16 protein-coding genes are annotated in these 17,183 nt (G+C 61.6%); 11 read left to right on the top strand and 5 right to left on the bottom strand.

Annotated features, from left to right (window positions below; genetic code table 11):
* Nucleotides 1–2 precede the first annotated feature (2 nt).
* Nucleotides 3–1,337 carry an O-acetylhomoserine aminocarboxypropyltransferase/cysteine synthase family protein gene (locus sake_RS11530; RefSeq protein ID WP_178946083.1) on the bottom strand — a complete coding sequence of 445 codons (1,335 nt, stop codon included), beginning with the start codon at nucleotides 1,335–1,337 and terminating at the stop codon, nucleotides 3–5.
* Nucleotides 1,338–1,627: 290 nt separating this feature from the next.
* Here sake_RS11530 and sake_RS11525 point away from each other — a divergent pair, with 290 nt between their 5' ends.
* From sake_RS11525 to sake_RS11510, 4 genes are all read left to right on the top strand, one after another.
* Nucleotides 1,628–2,269 carry an ABC transporter permease gene (locus tag sake_RS11525; RefSeq protein ID WP_129360385.1) on the top strand — a complete coding sequence of 214 codons (642 nt, stop codon included), beginning with the start codon at nucleotides 1,628–1,630 and terminating at the stop codon, nucleotides 2,267–2,269.
* A gap of 73 nt (nucleotides 2,270–2,342) precedes the next feature.
* Nucleotides 2,343–3,722, top strand: a complete 1,380-nt coding sequence (locus sake_RS11520; protein ID WP_178946335.1) for an ABC transporter ATP-binding protein — start codon at nucleotides 2,343–2,345, stop codon at nucleotides 3,720–3,722.
* The gene (locus sake_RS11515; RefSeq protein ID WP_129360386.1) at nucleotides 3,719–4,480 is read left to right on the top strand and encodes an ABC transporter permease; all 762 of its coding nucleotides are present in this window, start codon (nucleotides 3,719–3,721) and stop codon (nucleotides 4,478–4,480) included. The genes sake_RS11520 and sake_RS11515 overlap by 4 nt, the downstream gene beginning before the upstream one ends.
* A gap of 2 nt (nucleotides 4,481–4,482) precedes the next feature.
* Nucleotides 4,483–5,469, top strand: coding sequence for a glycine betaine ABC transporter substrate-binding protein (locus sake_RS11510; protein ID WP_129360387.1), 987 nt, complete (start codon nucleotides 4,483–4,485; stop codon nucleotides 5,467–5,469).
* A gap of 92 nt (nucleotides 5,470–5,561) precedes the next feature.
* Here sake_RS11510 and sake_RS11505 read toward each other — a convergent pair whose 3' ends face one another.
* The 3 genes from sake_RS11505 to sake_RS11495 all read right to left on the bottom strand — a co-directional run bounded on the left by sake_RS11505 (nucleotide 5,562) and on the right by sake_RS11495 (nucleotide 7,980).
* Entirely contained in the window at nucleotides 5,562–6,539 is a 978-nt protein-coding gene (locus tag sake_RS11505) for a glycosyltransferase family 2 protein (RefSeq protein WP_129360388.1), read from the bottom strand.
* Nucleotides 6,540–6,626: 87 nt separating this feature from the next.
* Complete coding sequence (locus sake_RS11500) at nucleotides 6,627–7,229, bottom strand: recombinase RecJ (protein ID WP_178946082.1); 603 nt, start codon at nucleotides 7,227–7,229, stop codon at nucleotides 6,627–6,629.
* 25 nt (nucleotides 7,230–7,254) lie between these two features.
* Nucleotides 7,255–7,980: a FadR/GntR family transcriptional regulator gene (locus sake_RS11495; RefSeq protein WP_129360390.1), complete on the bottom strand. Its 726-nt coding sequence runs from the start codon at nucleotides 7,978–7,980 to the stop codon at nucleotides 7,255–7,257.
* 170 nt (nucleotides 7,981–8,150) lie between these two features.
* On the opposite strand from sake_RS11495, the gene sake_RS11490 reads away from it, so the two are divergent.
* The 7 genes from sake_RS11490 to sake_RS11460 all read left to right on the top strand — a co-directional run bounded on the left by sake_RS11490 (nucleotide 8,151) and on the right by sake_RS11460 (nucleotide 16,325).
* Nucleotides 8,151–9,749 (top strand): ABC transporter substrate-binding protein, encoded by a 1,599-nt coding sequence (locus tag sake_RS11490; RefSeq protein WP_178946081.1) that lies wholly within the window; start codon nucleotides 8,151–8,153, stop codon nucleotides 9,747–9,749.
* 42 nt (nucleotides 9,750–9,791) lie between these two features.
* Nucleotides 9,792–10,745, top strand: coding sequence for an ABC transporter permease (locus sake_RS11485; protein ID WP_129360392.1), 954 nt, complete (start codon nucleotides 9,792–9,794; stop codon nucleotides 10,743–10,745).
* 2 nt (nucleotides 10,746–10,747) lie between these two features.
* A complete protein-coding gene (locus sake_RS11480; protein WP_129360393.1) occupies nucleotides 10,748–12,811 on the top strand; it encodes a dipeptide/oligopeptide/nickel ABC transporter permease/ATP-binding protein in 2,064 nt (687 codons plus the stop codon).
* A complete protein-coding gene (locus sake_RS11475) occupies nucleotides 12,808–13,629 on the top strand; it encodes an ATP-binding cassette domain-containing protein (protein WP_178946080.1) in 822 nt (273 codons plus the stop codon). Before sake_RS11480 ends, sake_RS11475 begins: the two co-directional genes overlap by 4 nt.
* Before the next feature lie 68 nt (nucleotides 13,630–13,697).
* Entirely contained in the window at nucleotides 13,698–14,624 is a 927-nt protein-coding gene (locus tag sake_RS11470) for a dihydrodipicolinate synthase family protein (protein ID WP_178946079.1), read from the top strand.
* Nucleotides 14,621–15,610, top strand: a complete 990-nt coding sequence (locus sake_RS11465) for an ROK family protein (protein ID WP_178946078.1) — start codon at nucleotides 14,621–14,623, stop codon at nucleotides 15,608–15,610. Before sake_RS11470 ends, sake_RS11465 begins: the two co-directional genes overlap by 4 nt.
* Before the next feature lie 31 nt (nucleotides 15,611–15,641).
* Nucleotides 15,642–16,325, top strand: coding sequence for an N-acetylmannosamine-6-phosphate 2-epimerase (locus tag sake_RS11460; protein WP_129360397.1), 684 nt, complete (start codon nucleotides 15,642–15,644; stop codon nucleotides 16,323–16,325).
* Here sake_RS11460 and nagB read toward each other — a convergent pair.
* Nucleotides 16,294–17,130 carry a glucosamine-6-phosphate deaminase gene (nagB, locus tag sake_RS11455; RefSeq protein WP_178946077.1) on the bottom strand — a complete coding sequence of 279 codons (837 nt, stop codon included), beginning with the start codon at nucleotides 17,128–17,130 and terminating at the stop codon, nucleotides 16,294–16,296. The genes sake_RS11460 and nagB overlap by 32 nt on opposite strands.
* Between the last annotated feature and the right edge of the window lie 53 nt (nucleotides 17,131–17,183).

Here is a 17,183-nt window from a genome sequence, read left to right as displayed (position 1 = left end):
GTTCAGAGACCTTTCTGTGCGGCGGACTCTCGGGTCAGACCTGTTGCTGAGGTCAGTGCTTGATCCAGGTCCCACAGAATGTCTTCCGGATCTTCCAGGCCGACCGAGATTCGGATCAGGTCTTCGGCCACTCCTCCGGCAAGAAGCTGCTCGGCGGAGAGCTGCTGGTGTGTCGTGGTCGCTGGATGAAGCACGAGGGTTCGGGCGTCGCCGATGTTGGCCAGGTGGCTCGCGAGCTGGAGGTTCTCGATGAAACGACCGCCAACTTCGCGGCCCGACAGGCCGTTGGCCTCCGCCACTCCGAAGCTGAATACGGAGCCAACGCCAAGAGGCAGGTACTTCCGTCCGCGCTCGTAATGCTGATGTTCGGGCAGGCCCGCGTAGTTGACGTAGGCAATGCGCGGGTCGGCGTCGAGCCACTCGACGACCTGTTGGGCATTGGCCAGGTGCGCGTCCATGCGCTGGGGGAGCGTCTCGATGCCTTGGATGAGCTGGAATGCCGACTGCGGGGCCAGTGAAGGTCCGATGTCGCGCAACTGTTCCGAACGAAGCTTGGTGAGGAACCCGTATTCGCCGAAGTTCCCCCACCACGAAATGTCGTTGTAGGACGGGATGGGCTCGGTCATCGAGGGAAAGTTTCCGTTGCCCCAGTCGAATCGCCCGGACTCGACCACCACGCCGCCCAGGGTTGTGCCGTGGCCCCCAATGAATTTGGTGGCCGAATGGATCACGATGTCGGCGCCGTGTTCGATCGGGCGGACAAGGTAAGGAGTTGAAATTGTCGCGTCGACCACGAGCGGGATCCCGGCCTCATGGGCCACCTGGGCAAGTCCTTCGAGATCCGCGACCTGACATGCGGGATTGGAGACCGCCTCGGTGTAGATGGCCTTGGTGTTTTCCTGGAGCGCATCCTTGAAGGCTTGCGGGTCCATCGAATCGATGAATGTGGTCTCGACGCCGAATCGTCGCAGGGTCACATCCAGCTGGGTCACCGTGCCGCCATAGAGCTGCGCCGAGGAGACGATGTGGTCCCCGGCCCGGGTCAGGGCCGCGAAGGTGATGAACTCGGCCGCCATGCCCGAGGCCGTCGCGACGGCGCCGATGCCTCCTTCGAGAGACGCGACCCGTTCTTCGAAGGCCGCAACCGTGGGATTGCCGAGCCGAGAATAGATGTTGCCGTATTTCTGCAGAGCGAAGAGATTCGCGGCGTCGTCCGAATCCTTGAAAACGAAGGACGTGGATTGGTAGATCGGAACTGCTCGTGCACCGTGCTCGGCGTCGGGGGTTCCCCCGGCATGGAGTGCGCGGGTTCGGAATCCGAAAGTGTGTTCGGCCATGCTGATCCTCTTCGACGGTCGATGCTCGCAGTGAAGCGCTTGGGTCTCATCGTCCGCGCCAGGGTGGCCTGCCTGCAACTGTTTCGATTGTTTCAGGACTTATTCCGTATGTGACGGCGCGCCATGACGAGCGCGGAATACCGGGAGATTGAACGCCAGAATGCTGGCTTTCCGGCCTGACCAGGCCAATTGCAGTTTCCGCAAATAGTTGGATTTCATCAGCACCCTGATTACTCTTGGACAAAGCGTCGGTACTCACTGACTGCGTCAGTCATCACACTAGGAACACCATGAGCGATTTTCTTCGCCAACGGTGGGGGCAGATTCTGTTCTCGAGTTGGCAACACATGAGCCTCGTGGTGCAGTGCCTTGTGCTCGCAACGGTCATCGCGATCGTTCTGGCCGCGCTGTGCTATCGAAGCCGAGCGCTGACCTCCGTGGCGAACAACGTCTCTGCGGTCGGCCTCACCATCCCCTCCTTCGCCTTGATCGGCCTCCTCATAGTCCCATTGGGTTTCGGTGTGGTTCCGGCCGTCGTCGTGGTCACGTTCTTCGCGGTCCTGCCGATCCTGCGCAATGCCGTCGTCGGTCTCGCAGGCGTCGACCAATCGACCATCGAGGCCGCACGCGGTATCGGTATGAGTCGAGTGAAAACGTTCTTCCGCGTCGAGCTTCCACTGGCTTGGCCCGTGATTCTGGCAGGGATGCGGGTCTCCGCGCAGATGACCATGGGCATTGCCGCCGTCGCGGCCTATGCGCTCGGGCCCGGCCTGGGCGGTTACATATTTTCGGGCTTGTCTCGCCTCGGGGGAGCAAACTCCCTCGAATCCGTCGTGACCGGCGTCGTCGCCGTGATCATCCTCGCCCTCATTCTCGACGTGGTGCTCATCCTCGTCGGCCGCCTGACCACTTCAAGGGGTATCCGTGTCTGAGAACACCCATAGCAACGCCACTTCCGCCCACGCCGCTGCCCAGAGCACAGGAGCCGCACAGGCGACGTCGCCCGTGAGCGACGCGCAGACGGACACGTCTTCCGCCGGGAGCGGCCGCCACAAAGGCGCGTCGATCCTGATCGAAAACGTCACCAAACGATATGGCAGCGGCAAGAAGCCTGCCGTGGATCAGCTGACGCTGGAGATCCCCGCAGGGCAGATCATCATGTTCGTCGGACCCTCTGGCTGCGGCAAGACCACGACCCTAAAAATGATCAACCGTCTGATCGAACCCTCCGAGGGCCGGCTGATTCTCGGCGGGGAAGACGTCACCAAAATCAACGGCGACAAGCTGCGCCGCAAGATCGGATACGTGATCCAGGCCGGCGGGCTCCTGCCGCATATGACCGTGGCCAACAACATCGGCCTCGTTCCCAAGATGCTCGGTTGGGATAAGAAGCGCATCGCCGATCGCGTCGACGAGCTGCTGGACCTGGTGTCCTTGGACGCCGATACTTACCGCGATCGTTACCCGAGGGAACTCTCCGGCGGACAGCAGCAGCGTATCGGTGTGGCTCGTGCGCTGGCCGCCGATCCGCCCGTTCTGCTGATGGACGAACCTTTCGGCGCCGTTGACCCGATCACGCGTCAGCGGCTCCAGGACGAGCTCATCAACATTCAGCACGAACTGCACAAGACAATTGTTTGCGTCACCCACGACTTCGACGAAGCCGTCAAGTTGGGCGATTGGATCGCAGTCTTCGACGAAGGCGCGCGGATCGTTCAGTACGACACCCCGGAGCGTATCCTCGCTCATCCCGCGAGCGAGTTCGTGGAGGACTTCATCGGCTCTGGGGCTGGACTCAAGCAGTTGGGACTCGCCCGCGTGGGCGACGTCGACCTGATCCCCGGCGTGATCGGGCACCCTGGACAGGACGCACGGGAGCTCGAGGGGCATGTCGATAAAGCAGGGTTCAACACCGCCGTGGTCCTGGACGAGCGTGAACGCCCGTTGCAGTGGTTGTCGAAGGAACAGCTCTCTCGGATAACCAAGGTGCCCACCCAGCAGGACCCGGACCTTCCCATTGTCAGCACGCGATCAACCCTCAACGACGCCCTTGACACGATGCTCGTGGCGAGTACCGGCGAGGCGCTCGTCCAAGGCGGACGCGGTCGGTACAAGGGAATCATCACCGTTGAGACGGTCATGAAGGCCATTACGGAACTGAGAAGTTACAACCCCGGCGACTACACACCGGTCGGCAACAACACCGGGGAGATCCCGGTGGCCGAGGTCAGGGACTCGGTTGAGTCTTCGAAAGCTTCCCAGGACGGCGCAGAGCAGAACGCGGGTTCGGATGCCGGTGGGGGTTCGACCGCAGCGGGTTCCTCTGCCAGCGGAAGGCGCGGCCCCGGGCAAGAACCGTGGAATGAAAGCGGTGAGCGTTCATGAGCCAGACCGTGGAGACGGCCGGACTCGATACGAGCCGCCGCCAGTGGGCTGGCCTCGTCATCCAGCCGGTCGTCATCATCCTCGCATTGGGCGCCATCATCTGGTGGCTCAACCAGGCCGACCTGACCGATCCCGAACAAGTGACCCTTGACCCCAAGAATCTGCTGAACCTGACGTGGCAGCACCTCCAACTGACCGTCGTCGCCGCCGTCGTGGTCCTGATCCTGGCCATCCCGATCGGTGTGCTCCTGACCCGCAAGCCCTTGCGGTGGCTAGGGACGCCTTTCATGGCTCTGGCAAACCTGGGCCAGGCGGCCCCGCCCGTCGGCCTGATCGTGTTGTTCGCGTTCTGGCTGGGTTTCGGTTTTCAGGCCTCCGCCCTCGCACTGATCCTGTACGCGTTCCTGCCCGTTCTCAAGAACACCATGGTGGGGCTCGATGCCGTGGACCCGCGCCTCGTGGAATCCGCGCGAGGTATGGGCATGAGCAACATGGGCGTCCTGCTGAAGGTCGAACTCCCCCTCGCGATCCCGGTGATGCTGGCCGGCATCCGCACCGCACTCGTGCTGCTCGTGGGCACGGCAACACTCGCGACATTCGTCGACGGCGGTGGCTTGGGGCTTCTGATCACAACCGGCGTCAACCTGTCCTTGAACAGGGTGCTCATTACCGGATCGTTGCTGGTGGCCCTCCTCGCGCTGAGCGTGGACTGGATTGCTCGCGTTTTCGAGCAGGTCGCTCGACCGAAGGGACTCTAGACATGTTTGGAAAGAAGAAGACCAGGCTCGCCGCGTTGGGCGTGATCGGGATGTTGGCCTTGAGCGGTTGCGGCCTGCAGCCGGCGACATCGACTCTCCCCGATTTGAAACCCGGAAGCATCAAACCGATCGATGGTGCGGGCGACCAAAAGGTCACGGTCACGTCCAAGAACTTCACCGAACAGCTGGTCCTCGGCAAGATTGCGGTTCTGACCGCGGACGCGGCGGGGTTCGACGTCTCGGACATGACCAACGTGCCGGGCTCTCAGCCTTCACGCAATCTCATGGTCAGCGGACAAGCACAACTCGGGTGGGAGTACACGGGTACCGCATGGCTCACCTACATGGGGGAGACCGAAGCGATCCCCGATGCACAGCAGCAGTGGGAAGCCGTCAAGAAAGCAGATGAGAAGAACAATCTCACCTGGGGCAAGCCTGCGCCGCTGAACAATACGTATGCGTTCGCAGTCCGCCAGGAATTCGAGGATAAGTACGGCGTCAAGAGCCTGGACGACATAGCCAAGGTACCCGTGAATGAACGTACGTTCTGCGTCGAGTCCGAGTTCAATTCGCGCAGTGACGGATTCAACCCGATGTTGGAAAAGTACGGTCTTCAGCGGGGTGCGCCGGATGGTGTCCCGGAGAGCAACGTTTCGGTCATGGACACCGGTACGGTGTACGCGGCCACAGCCAAGGGCGATTGCAATTTCGGAGAGGTCTTCACGACCGACGGGCGCATTCCGGCCCTCAACCTCACGGTTCTCCAGGATGACCGTGAGTTCTTCCCGAAGTACAACGGCTCGCCCGTCTTCAACTCGGATCTGGTGAAGAAGTACCCGGAACTGCAGGAGCGCTTCGAACAGGTTTCCAAGCTGTTGGATGACAAGACAATGCAGAACCTGAACTACAAGGTCGATGTCGAGGGGCAGGACCCTGGTGACGTCGCTCTGGACTGGATGGTCGATAAAGGTCTGGTCGGGAAGAAATAGCTCGTTTTGTCGAAATACCTGAAACGCCCCGGTTCGGTGCTCGATCCGGGGCGTTTTTTGCGCCCGGCCCGTTCTCTGGCGCGGTGGGGTGTTTAGAGTCCGTATTGCCTCTTGACGAATTCTTTGTAGAGGACTCCGTAGAGGGGTGGCGAGCCTTTGAGAAGGGCCCCGGCGAGGGCATATACCGGGCGGGTCATGAGGCACCGCAAAAGCAGGGTGCAGTTCATGGCGTTCTGGCAGGCGGCGACATGGGATTCGAGGGCTGGTGGATTCAGCCTCAGCGCGGCCTGTGCAGAATTCAGGAACGTCAGAATCCACGCCGCGGCCAGCGCGTTCTTCTCCCGGTAGGAGCCACGGTGCGCCTGGGTCCGTTCCTTGAGAAATTCCATGAACCGGTAACTCTCCGAGATCGGCGGGACCGAACCCCACGTGATGGACTTCGGGTTGACCGAGTACAAGTGGAGAGAATCTTGGATGTAGACGACTTCTCTGGCGCGTTGGTACGCGGCGATTGAGAATCCAGAGTCCTCGACTCTATTGAGAAGCGGAAATTCCAGATCCTCCAGGGAAGAAACACGGAAGATCTTGTCCCATGCATAGGGCGTGAGCTGATCCCGCATGAGGTTGATCATGGCTTGGCGTCCCGTGAAGATTCCGGTGGTCCCTCGTACGCGATATCGGTGCGTCCCGTCGGGATACAGGACGTCATGGCAACAGACCACGACGTCAGTCGAGGCGGTTGTCTGCGCGTGCATTTTCTCGAGAAATTCCGGATGGTAGACGTCATCGGAGTCCAGGAAGGCAACCCATTCTCCCCGCGCTTCCCGCATTCCGCGATTCCTGGACCCTGCCAAGCCAAGGTTGTGGTCGTTGACGACGTACCGGACGCGAGGATCATCGATGCTCGCCAGGTGCTGGCGGATCACACGGTCGGCGTCGTCTGGGGACGCGTCGTTGATCACGACGAGTTCGAAGTCCGGATCGGTTTGAGCGGTTACGCTTCTGATCGATCGAATGACGCTCGATGCGGTGTTGTAGACCGGCAGAATGACGCTGGTTCTGGGGGCCATGGACTCACCTGTGTGCGAGGGTGACGTATATAACAGCGAAAGTATACCTCGGAAGTGTACCCGTGGGTACGCGTCAGTGTGTCGGGGCTATTGCGCTGTATCGGCCGCGGTGCCTTCCAATCGCCTCAGAATCTCGGCCAAAGCGAAATAGCCCTCGGTCTGCTCGTGCCACCCCGTTCGGATGAGGGCTTTGCTGACTGCTTGAGGGGAAATGCCGAGCGCATCGGCGATGGCACGGTGCTGTCCGCGGACCCCTGGGACAAGGAGGTCCACAACGCGCCACTCGGCTTGGGTCCTCGTGCCGACGAGTCGGGAAAGCAAACGTGCGACGCCGGTCGCAGCATCGGCAAGCCGCGGATCGGGGGCCTCGACCGCGATATTTCGAAATGCCGCATTGGCTTGGGTTGGTCCTGCAGCGCACCGATCACAAGCCGCACGCGCGTAGGCCAACGTGGTTCCGGCATCCTGGTCGGAGGCGTTCCCCGCGGTGCCGAGCCCCACCATGACTCCGGGCTGCCGCAGGGTCGCAAGGGCGGCATCGAGCGCGGCTTCCGGAGCGGAGAATACGGCGCTGAGCTTTCCCGCGGACGAGACGGTGAATTCTTGGATGTACCGGTCGGCAGAGGGGAGTGAGTTCAATCGGTTGGCGAGGACGCTGGAGTCAGGTGAATCGATGATGAGGGCGTACATGTACGGCCATTATGCCCGGACAGGATCAGGAGATGGTTTTTTGCAGTGATCCGCGCAGGGCGTCGAAGTGGGAGTTCAGCAGAAGCGCGGCTCGTTCCTTTTCCCCGTTCCTCACGGCTTCGAGAATGTCTCGATGGGCTTGGGCGTTCTTTTTGGCAACAGGAATAGATTGGCCAACCTGCTCCCTGATCTGTCCATATACGGACCAGAAGACTTCCAGAAGGCTGGCCAGAAGCCCATTGTTCAAGGGGGCGAAGAGCAGACGGTGGAATTCGTGGTCGTGTTCCGCGTTGAGTGCACCGTCTTCGGCTGACTCTTCCATGCCTTGAATGCATTTTTCGAGGGCAGCATGGTCCTCCGCGGTCATCGCGTCCATGGCGGAGCTGACCAGCGCCGATTCGAGGGCCTGACGGACCTCGACGACCTCCATGGCCTCGTTCCCATGGCCCTGGAGGGACATGCGGGCATGGAATTCCAAGCCCATGGCCAAAGCCTCGAGGTTCTTGTGGGCCACGAACATTCCGTATCCGTGCCGTACCTCCACCACGCCCATCGACTGCAGTACTTTGAGCGATTCGCGGACCGTATTGCGTCCGACGCCGAGCTCTTCGACGAGTTCGTATTCCGTGGGCATGGGGTCGCCCGGCGTGAGGCCGCGGTCCAGGATGATCGTCATGATCTCTTGCTGGAGGGCACGCATACGATCGGCAGCGCCGACCCGGCGTTTCGAGGTGTAATCCTTCGGTTCCATGCGTTCTCCTCGTCGATGGTCGAACTTTGTGGATCTTATCGTGGTCCCGTCATCGCTCGATGGGTGGCCGTCCGCCACAACAAACGTGATGTTGACAACAGGATTCTATGTGGCTAAATTTACACACCAAGCATAGGACATCCTACATCCCATCTCCTCTGGAGGCCCAGATGATCCCAGAGTCTTCGACGAAGAAGTCCCAGACCGCGCGCCGCATCTCACGGCGCGGATTTCTCACGGCTGCCGGTGGGTTGAGCGCGGCTCTCGCTTTTTCGGCGAGCCTCTCCGCATGTTCGGCGGATACCGCTCCGGCCAAGAAGCGCATCGAGGCGGGCATCTCGTATTCCCTCTCCACCGGATTCGACCCGATGATCACCACGAGTGCAGCGGCCATGGCCGCAAACCTGCATATCTTCGAGGGTCTCGTTGATCTCCACCCAGCGACCCGAAAGCCGTACCTTGCTCTGGCTTCTGAGATGCCCCGGGAAATCGACGAGCGTACCTACGAGGTGCCGTTGCGCCAAGGTGCCCATTTCCACGACGGTTCCCCCGTCACCGTTGACGACGTCGTGTACTCCTTCACGAGGGTCCTCGACCCGGAGAATGCATCGACGTTGCTCCAACTCGTCGATTTCATCGACGGCGTCGAACCCCACGGGGACAAAGCAGTCCGGTTCCACCTGAAGAACCCCTTCCCGCTGTTTGCCGAGCGCATCTCGTGCATCAAAATCGTGCCGAAGGCCGTGATCGAGAAAGATCCGAAGGGATTCGACGCCCAACCGGTGGGCTCGGGACCGTACAAATTCGTCCGGGCTCTCAAGGACAACCGTATAGAATTCAGCGGATTCGCCGACTACAACGGTCAGTACAAGGCCACCGTGGACGAAATGATTTGGTACCTGCTCTCCGACTCCGCGGCTCGTGTGACCGCGCAGGACTCGGACCGGGTACAGGCCATCGAGGATGTCCCGTACCTCGACGCCGAATGGCTCCAGAAGAGATCGAGCCTCGAACAGGTGCCCTCGTTCGGCCTCTTGTTCATGATGTTCAATCTCCAGAAGCCGCCGTTCGACGACGTCCGTGTACGCCAAGCCCTGCATTACGGCCTGGACACCGAGCTGGTCATCGAGCGGGGGTTACTGGGGCACGCGAGCGCCGCGACTTCATTCGTTCACAAAGAGCATCCGGACTACGTCAAAGCCTCTACGGTCTACGACTACGACCTCGACAAGGCGTCTCAGCTCCTGCACCAGGCAGGCGTGGACAAGCTCGATTTCACGGTTCATACCACCGATACCTCGTGGGTCAAGGACGTCATGCCCGTGATCCTCGAATCCTGGAACAAGATCCCCGGTGTCTCGGTGAACATGCAGGCCATGCAGTCGGGGGCCCTGTACGCGCAGTACGTGGACACAGGCAATTATCAACTGTGCGTGGCCCCCGGTGACCCATCGGTCTACGGCAACGACATGGACCTGTTGCTCTCCTGGTGGTTCCGGGGCAAGACCTGGGCAGACAAGCGATTCCACTGGGCCGGCACGCCGGAACACGACCAAACCCTGGACCTCATGGACCGTGCGGTGCAGACCAGCGATCGGGATGAAGCCCTGCGACTGTGGGGTCAAGCCATCGACATCATGGCCGAGCAAGTCCCGCTCTATCCCATTTTCCACCGCAATTTGCCGACGGCCTGGCACGGAACCGACCTCAAGGGCTTCAAACCGCTGCCGACCACGGGCCTCTCTTTCCTCGGTGTAGAGCGGAACTGACCCAGCCAACTTCTCCCGCATACGATCCAAGGAGGATTTCTCGTGGGGAACATACTCAGACTTTTCGGGCGACGAATCATCGCCCTCCCCTTCATGATCCTGGGCATTACGCTGCTCGTGTTCATCGTGCTGCACTTCTCGCCCGGTGACCAGGCAACGGCCGCCCTCGGAGAAAACGCCAGCGCGGATGCCAAGGATGCGTACCGGGAAGAACACGGGCTCAACCAGCCGATGATCGTCCAGTACCTGACCTTCCTCGGTCGGTTGTGCACCCTGAACTTCGGTGTCACGACTCCGCCTGAGTCACCGATCTCGACCATGATTGCGGGGGCCTTCCCGGTCACGCTTCAACTGACCCTCTGGGGCGTCGTCATCGCTGCGGTGGTCTCCCTGGTCCTGGGCATCATCGCTGCTCTGTGCCGGGACCGGTGGCCGGACCAACTGATCCGCGTATTCTCGATCGCCGCGGTCGCCACGCCGTCCTTCTGGCTCGGAATCCTGCTCATCCAGTGGTTCGCCGTCGGGTGGCGCATTCTTCCCTCCGGTGGATACACCTCCTTCTTCGACAGTCCGAGCAAGTACTTCACCTCGATGCTGATGCCTTCCGTGGCTCTGGCCATTCCGGTGTGCGCGTCCCTCATCCGGGTGGTTCGCACCTCGATGGTTGAGGAACTGGACAAGGACTACGTGCGGACGGCCATCGGCAACGGCGTCCCGCGCGGCGAAGTCCTCCGGACGAATGTTCTGCGCAATGCCCTGGTGACTCCAGTAACGGTGCTCGGCCTGCGCATCGGTTACCTCTTAGGCGGTGCCGTGGTGATCGAGATGATCTTCTCGATGCCGGGCATGGGCCAGCTGATTCTCAACGGAATCACCAACCAGGACATCAACCTGGTTCAAGGCGTCGTCGTCACCATTGCCGTCACCTTCGTGCTGGTCAACATCGTCGTCGACCTGCTCTATCTGCTCATCAACCCTCGCATTAGGACGGTGTGACCATGAGATTCAAGCTCGCCGACCGACTCTCCCAGCCCGGGATTCGATTCCGCAGGATGCCATGGGGATCCAAGGTCGCCACAGTATTCCTGATCCTGATAGCGCTCGCCGCGATTTTCGCCCCACTCATCGCACCACACGACCCTTTGCAGACCGGAGCGGGAGTGCCTCAGGGCCCCAGTTGGGACCACCTGTTCGGCACGGACCGACTCAATCGGGATATCTTCTCGCGTCTGCTCTACGGTGCCCGCAGCTCACTCGTCATCGGATTGGGCTCGGTTGCCTTGGCTCTGATCCTTGGCGGGATCCTCGGGGCCATCGCCGCGACGGGACGTCGCTGGGTCAACGAGGGGATCATGCGAATCATGGACGTCATCATGGCGTTCCCCGGTATTGCGCTCGCCGCCGTTCTCCTGTCCACAATGGGCAATTCGATTCCCGTGATCATCCTGTCGATCGCGATCATCTATACACCTCAGCTGGCCAGGGTGGTACGCGCCAATATCCTGACCCAGTGGAATGAGGACTACGTCCGCGCGGAGCGCATCATCGGTGCGAAGCGCGCATTCATTCTGGCCAAGCACGTGCTTCGCAACAGCGCGGCTCCCGTTCTAGTCTTTGCGACGGTCATGGTCGCGGATGCCATCATCTTCGAGGCCTCGCTGTCATTCTTGGGAGCGGGCATCCAAGACCCGGACCCGAGCTGGGGAAATGTCATTTCCTACGGACGAAATGTGGTTCTTGCGGGTGCCTGGTGGGCCACTACCTTCGCTGGTATCACGATTTTGCTGACGGTCCTCGCCCTGAACGTTCTGTCCGAGGGAATGACCGATGCGATGGCCAATCCGCGATTGCGAGCCCAAGCGGCATCCTCGGAAGCGACCTCACCTCGCAGCGAAACCGTCCAACCCAGGACCGAAGCCATATTTGCGGCGGAGTCCTCACGGGCCGTCCCGACGTCGAACATTCAGACGGTCAGCCCCCGTGGCAAGTCTTTGCTGGACGAGCAGCTTGCGGCTCTGGCGGCGGCGGAATCACGGCGGGGCGATCGGTTGGCTCCCGATCCCCATGCGAAGCCGTTGTTGGAGGTCAAGGACCTCTCGATTTCCTTCCCTGACAGATACGGGGACACCAAGGTCGTTCGCGATCTCAGCTTCTCGGTCGCCCCGGGCGAAACCATGGGGTTGGTCGGAGAATCCGGGTCGGGTAAATCGATTACGTCTTTGGCCATCATGGGGCTTCAAGCGACCAACGCGGTCGTCACCGGATCGATCCTCTTCGGTGGGAAAGAGCTGGTACCTTCCAAACCGGGTCAGCAAGCCCTGGACCGCACCTTTGCCGGACTTCGTGGAGAACAGATCGCCATGATTTACCAGGACGCCTTATCCTCCCTGAACCCTTCGATGCTCATCAAGGATCAGATGGAACAACTGACCAAGCGCGGCGGGCGCATGAAGCCGAACGAGCTCTTGCGGCTCGTGCAGCTGGACCCGGATCGGACCCTCAAGAGCTATCCTCACGAGTTGTCCGGTGGACAGCGGCAGCGCGTGCTCATTGCGATGGCATTGTCCCGTTCACCCAAACTCGTCGTCGCGGACGAGCCGACGACGGCCCTTGACGTCACAGTGCAGCGCCAGGTGGTCGACTTGCTGCTCGACCTGCAGAAGCAGCTCGGCTTCGCGATGATTTTCGTCAGCCATGATCTCGCTCTGGTCGGGTCCTTGGCCCACCGGGTGACGGTCATGTACGCGGGACAGGTCGTCGAAACCGGCAGTACGACGGAGGTCCTGTCCGATCCCCGACACGAATACACACAGGGTCTGCTCGGCTCAGTTCTGTCCATCGAGTCGTCGGCCGAACGCCTTTACCAAATCCCGGGGACAGTTCCCAGCCCGCGTGAATTCGCACCCGGCGACCGATTCGCTCCCAGATCGCAAAGGCCCGACGCCAATCCGCTGGCGCCCCTGCATATGGAGCAGATCGGCGGATCGGACCATTATTGGGCGACCAACGCTCCGACGAACGGATCCGCTACCGTCAAAATCATTCAAGGAGCTGACTCATGAGTGCCACGGCATCCCGGACGGACGAAGCTGTTCTGTCCCTCAAGGACCTGAAGGTTCATTTCACGACGCGCACCGGGTCCCTGTTCAAACGCAACGTCGTCAAAGCCGTCGACGGAATCTCCCTGGACGTCCTGAGCGGTCGTACCGTAGGCGTTGTCGGGGAATCCGGATCGGGCAAGACGACCCTCGCCAACGTCATCGTGGGCCTCCAAGAGCCCACGGACGGTGAGCTGCTGTACCGCGGAAAACCCGTGGGCACGGGGGCCGCGGACCGCAAGAGATTCGGCAAAGCCGTCACCATGATTTTCCAGAACGCCTCGACCGCGTTGAATCCCCGAATGACCACGCACGACATCGTCAAGGACCCCATGGACGTGCACGGGATGGGGGCCGCATCCGGCCGCTCGGACCGTGTGTACGAGCTGCTCGATCTGGTCGGGCTTCCGACCTCGGCGGCCGAAGCCGTACCCGCTCAGCTCTCGGGTGGTCAGCGGCAGCGCGTGGCCATCGCCCGAGCGCTCGCCCTCGACCCGGAGGTCATCGTGGCCGACGAGCCAACGAGCGCCCTGGACGTCTCCGTCCGTGCTCAGGTGCTCAACCTGCTCATCGATCTGAAGAGGGAACTCAATCTGGGAATGGTGTTCATCTCTCACGATATTCAGACCGTCCGCCATATTTCCGACGATCTCTTGGTCATGACCAAGGGCCAGGCCGTCGAACAAGGAGAGGCGGACGAAGTCCTGAGAAACCCATCGCACGACTACACTCGGTCACTGCTCCACGCCGCGCCGAGCCTTCTCAACCTTCGAGCCCCATAACAGCCCCGGCCACCGGGGCCGGTCTTGAACCCGGATCATCAGCAACACAACCATCAGGAGTAAATTTCGTGTCTGTAACCCCCGCATTCCACGGCGTCATCCCGCCCGTGATCACCCCTCGCACCAGCGATGGCGAGATCGACCGCCAGGGCCTGGAAAGGGTCGTTCGCCATCTGATCGACGGGGGAGTCCACGGGTTGTTCATGCTCGGTTCCTCGGCCGAGACCCCCTACATGAGCGACGACGAGCGACGCATCGTCGTCGAGCTGACCGCCGAATTCGCGAATGGTTCCGTACCGGTCATCGTCGGCGCCAACGACCAGACCCCCGTTCGCGTGGCCGACGAAGCACGCCGTATGAGCGATTTCGGTGCGGACGCCGTCGTCGTTTCGAGTCCCTATTACATCATCACCGACCCGCGCGAGATCCTCGATCACTTCCGCATTGTGCGAGAAGCCGTGGATGTCCCGGTTTTCGCGTACAACGTTCCGGTCCGCACACACATCCCCTTGGGTACGGACGTCCTGGCACAGTTGGCCGAAGAAGGCACGATCATCGGGGTCAAGGATTCGGCGAACGATGACATTGCGTTCCGCCAATTGCGTCTCGCTACCCGCCATATCGAAGGTTTCTCGCTCTTTACCGGGCACGAGATCGTATGCGACGGAGCAATGCTCTCAGGTGCCGACGGGTTGGTGCCGGGACTGGGCAATGTCGATCCGGCGGGGTACGTTCGGTTGTACGAGGCAGCCGTCGCCGGAGACTGGGACGCAGCTCGTCGCGAGCAGGATCGCCTGGCCGACCTCTTCACGATAGTGACCTGCGCGGACGCCACGCGGGTCTCCGGGGGCGCCGCCGGCGTGGGTGCATTCAAAACCGCCCTCGTGGAACTCGGCGTGTTCTCGTCGAATACAATGTCCAAGCCCATGGCGGCGCTCAACAATCAGGAAGCCGCCTCGATTCGAGAAATTTTGGAAAGGACCGGTCTTCTATGACCCATGCCGCGGTTGCCCTGGACCTGGGTGGAACGAAGACGGCGGGAGCTCTCATTACAGCGACCGGGGAGATCCTGGGGCAAACTGCTGAGCCGACCCCCGCGCAAGAAGGACCCCCAGCCGTTCTGGCCGCGGCGGCGTCGGTCTCCAAGACGTTGCTGCGGAAAGCCGATGAGCTCGGCCTCGAGGTGCGGCCGATCCTGGGCATCGGTTCGGCGGGAGTGATCGACCCCCATACCGGCCAAGTCGTTTCTGCGACACCGAATATTCGCGGGTGGACGGGGACCTCATTGTCCAAGGAACTGAGCGCGCTCCTCGCTGACGTGCCGGGACGACCGATCCAGGTTGTTCGGCCCGTGAACGATGTTCACGCGCATGCTTTGGGTGAGGCCCTGTACCGGCGCAACAACGGGATGTCGGCGCGAGGAACGATGTTTCTCGTCGCATTCGGCACGGGAGTCGGCGGAGCCATGCTGATCGATGGGAAGCCGCAAGTGGGCAGGCATTTCGTCGCGGGCCACGTGGGAATGATCCCGATGCCGCACCATCCTGACGCGGAGATCTTCGCCGCGGGTTCCAAAATCCCGGAACACATGATCCTCGAGGATGCGTGTGGCGGGGTCTCCTTCGCGGACGCCTATCGCAGCGTCGGCGGGGATCGTGACGTCCGCACAGCCCGGGATGTCTTCGCGAACGCGGCGGACGACGCGGCAGCTCAGAAGGTCATCCGCGTTTCGGCGGAAATCGCAGGGGCCTTCCTGGGCGGCATCGTGAACATGATCGATCCGGACGAACTCGTGCTCTCCGGCGGCATTGCCGACTCGGGGCCCCTGTGGTGGGACCCGATGATCAAGACCTTTGAAGCCGTAAGGTTGCCCGGAATCGAGACCGTTCCGGCAGCGGCGTCCTCGGGCGGGTTGGCGGCGTTGCTGGGTGCAGCATCGTTGGCCTGGTCGGACGAGAACCCGGCCTCCCCGAATACCTGAACAACGCCTCAGCGGCGGAAAGGAATCCTCCATGCTTCTCACGAATGAGCAGCTCCAGAATCTCCGCGGGCGTCTGATCGTCTCGGCGCAGGCCTACCCTGGGGAAGCTATGCGGGATCCGCGGACCATGGCGCAGGTCGCTCAATCGGCCGTCGTCGGAGGAGCGGCGGCCATCAGGGTCCAGGGAATCGCGGATATCCAGCACACCCGATCCGCGGTAGAGGTGCCGGTGATCGGATTGTTCAAGGACGGGCACGAAGGCGTCTTCATCACCCCGACCCTTCACCACGCTCTGGCGGTCGCCCAAGCGGGTGCGCATATCGTCGCCATCGACGGAACACGCAGGAACCGGCCTGACGGGCGGAGTCTGCACGAGACGATTGCCGCCTTGCACGAGCAGTCGGCGGCCAAAGTCATGGCCGATTGCGGCTCCCTCGATGACGCCCTCGCCGCGGTCGATGCAGGGGCCGACATCGTGGGGACAACCCTGGCCGGTTATACCGGGGAACGAGCCAAAACTGACGGACCGGACCTGGAGCTCATTTCCTCGATCGCAGAAGCACAGACTGGGAAGATGCTCATTGCCGAAGGCCGCATCCATTCCCCGGCCCAGGCGGCCGCGGCCCTCGGCGCAGGGGCGGATTCCGTGGTCGTGGGCACCGCGATCACCCACCCGGCCAGCATTACGTCGTGGTTCGTCGATGCGCTGAGGTGACGGTGCGCTCATCACGACCTTGAGGCTCGACCTGCCAATCGGGCCGGTGGTCCCGGACGAAGTCGTAGTACTCGCGATTTTTCAAGCCGGAGGCGGCGGCTTCGTCCACGACGACGACCGCCCTGCGGTGCAATTGAAGCGCCGAGGCGGGGCAGAACGCTCCCATAGGGCCCTCAGCCATTGCGGCGACCGCATCGGCCTTGCCCTCGCCCGTCGCGACGAGCAGGGCAACGCGGGAATCCAGGATGGTACCGATCCCCTGGGTGATGCAATGAGTGGGCACCTGAGAGAGATCATTGTCGAAGAACCGTGCGTTGTCTTTGCGCGTCTTGGGAGTCAGCGTCTTGACCCGCGTCCGTCCCGACAAGGAAGAGCTTGGCTCATTGAATCCGATGTGTCCGTTGGCTCCAATGCCGAGGATCTGGATGTCCACTCCGCCGGCTTCACGAATCTGGGCCTCGTAGTCCTCGCAAGCCGCCAGGATGTCGTGCGCGTGTCCGCTGGGGACATGCACGAGGTTCGGGTCGAGCTCGAGTCGCTCGGTCACGTCCCTCCGCACGACCTCGGCATAGCTTTGCGGGTGCCCTTCGTCCAACCCCACATACTCATCGAGGGCGAAAGCGCTGACCTGCGACATGTCGAGACCGGTCCGGACCTTCCGTTCCAAAGCCTGATAAGTAGGCACCGGACTCGAGCCGGTTGCGACGCCCAGAACGGCGTCCGGCTTATTCTCGATGAGTGCGGCAATGCGTCGGGCGGCGTACTCGCCCACGGCTTCCGGGTTCGGGGTAACGATGATCTCCATGACTTCAGCCTACTCCCCTGAGCACCTATTGGTACGTACCAATTATCAAATGT

It is taken from the genome of Kocuria sp. TGY1127_2 (assembly GCF_013394385.1).
GTDB lineage: Bacteria > Actinomycetota > Actinomycetes > Actinomycetales > Micrococcaceae > Rothia.
Note: the sequence above shows the minus strand (reverse complement) of the source record. Positions and strands in the feature narration are given on the sequence as shown.

What these genes read in the sequence shown, in the direction of transcription:
- sake_RS11480 (WP_129360393.1), top strand. Translation starts at nt 10,748, where the DNA reads ATGAGATTCAAGCTCGCCGACCGACTCTCCCAGCCCGGGATTCGATTC.
- sake_RS11530 (WP_178946083.1), bottom strand. Translation starts at nt 1,337, where the DNA reads ATGGCCGAACACACTTTCGGATTCCGAACCCGCGCACTCCATGCCGGG.
- sake_RS11510 (WP_129360387.1), top strand. Translation starts at nt 4,483, where the DNA reads ATGTTTGGAAAGAAGAAGACCAGGCTCGCCGCGTTGGGCGTGATCGGG.
- sake_RS11515 (WP_129360386.1), top strand. Translation starts at nt 3,719, where the DNA reads ATGAGCCAGACCGTGGAGACGGCCGGACTCGATACGAGCCGCCGCCAG.
- sake_RS11465 (WP_178946078.1), top strand. Translation starts at nt 14,621, where the DNA reads ATGACCCATGCCGCGGTTGCCCTGGACCTGGGTGGAACGAAGACGGCG.
- sake_RS11475 (WP_178946080.1), top strand. Translation starts at nt 12,808, where the DNA reads ATGAGTGCCACGGCATCCCGGACGGACGAAGCTGTTCTGTCCCTCAAG.
- sake_RS11460 (WP_129360397.1), top strand. Translation starts at nt 15,642, where the DNA reads ATGCTTCTCACGAATGAGCAGCTCCAGAATCTCCGCGGGCGTCTGATC.
- sake_RS11505 (WP_129360388.1), bottom strand. Translation starts at nt 6,539, where the DNA reads ATGGCCCCCAGAACCAGCGTCATTCTGCCGGTCTACAACACCGCATCG.
- sake_RS11495 (WP_129360390.1), bottom strand. Translation starts at nt 7,980, where the DNA reads ATGGAACCGAAGGATTACACCTCGAAACGCCGGGTCGGCGCTGCCGAT.
- nagB (WP_178946077.1), bottom strand. Translation starts at nt 17,130, where the DNA reads ATGGAGATCATCGTTACCCCGAACCCGGAAGCCGTGGGCGAGTACGCC.
- sake_RS11525 (WP_129360385.1), top strand. Translation starts at nt 1,628, where the DNA reads ATGAGCGATTTTCTTCGCCAACGGTGGGGGCAGATTCTGTTCTCGAGT.
- sake_RS11490 (WP_178946081.1), top strand. Translation starts at nt 8,151, where the DNA reads ATGATCCCAGAGTCTTCGACGAAGAAGTCCCAGACCGCGCGCCGCATC.
- sake_RS11500 (WP_178946082.1), bottom strand. Translation starts at nt 7,229, where the DNA reads ATGTACGCCCTCATCATCGATTCACCTGACTCCAGCGTCCTCGCCAAC.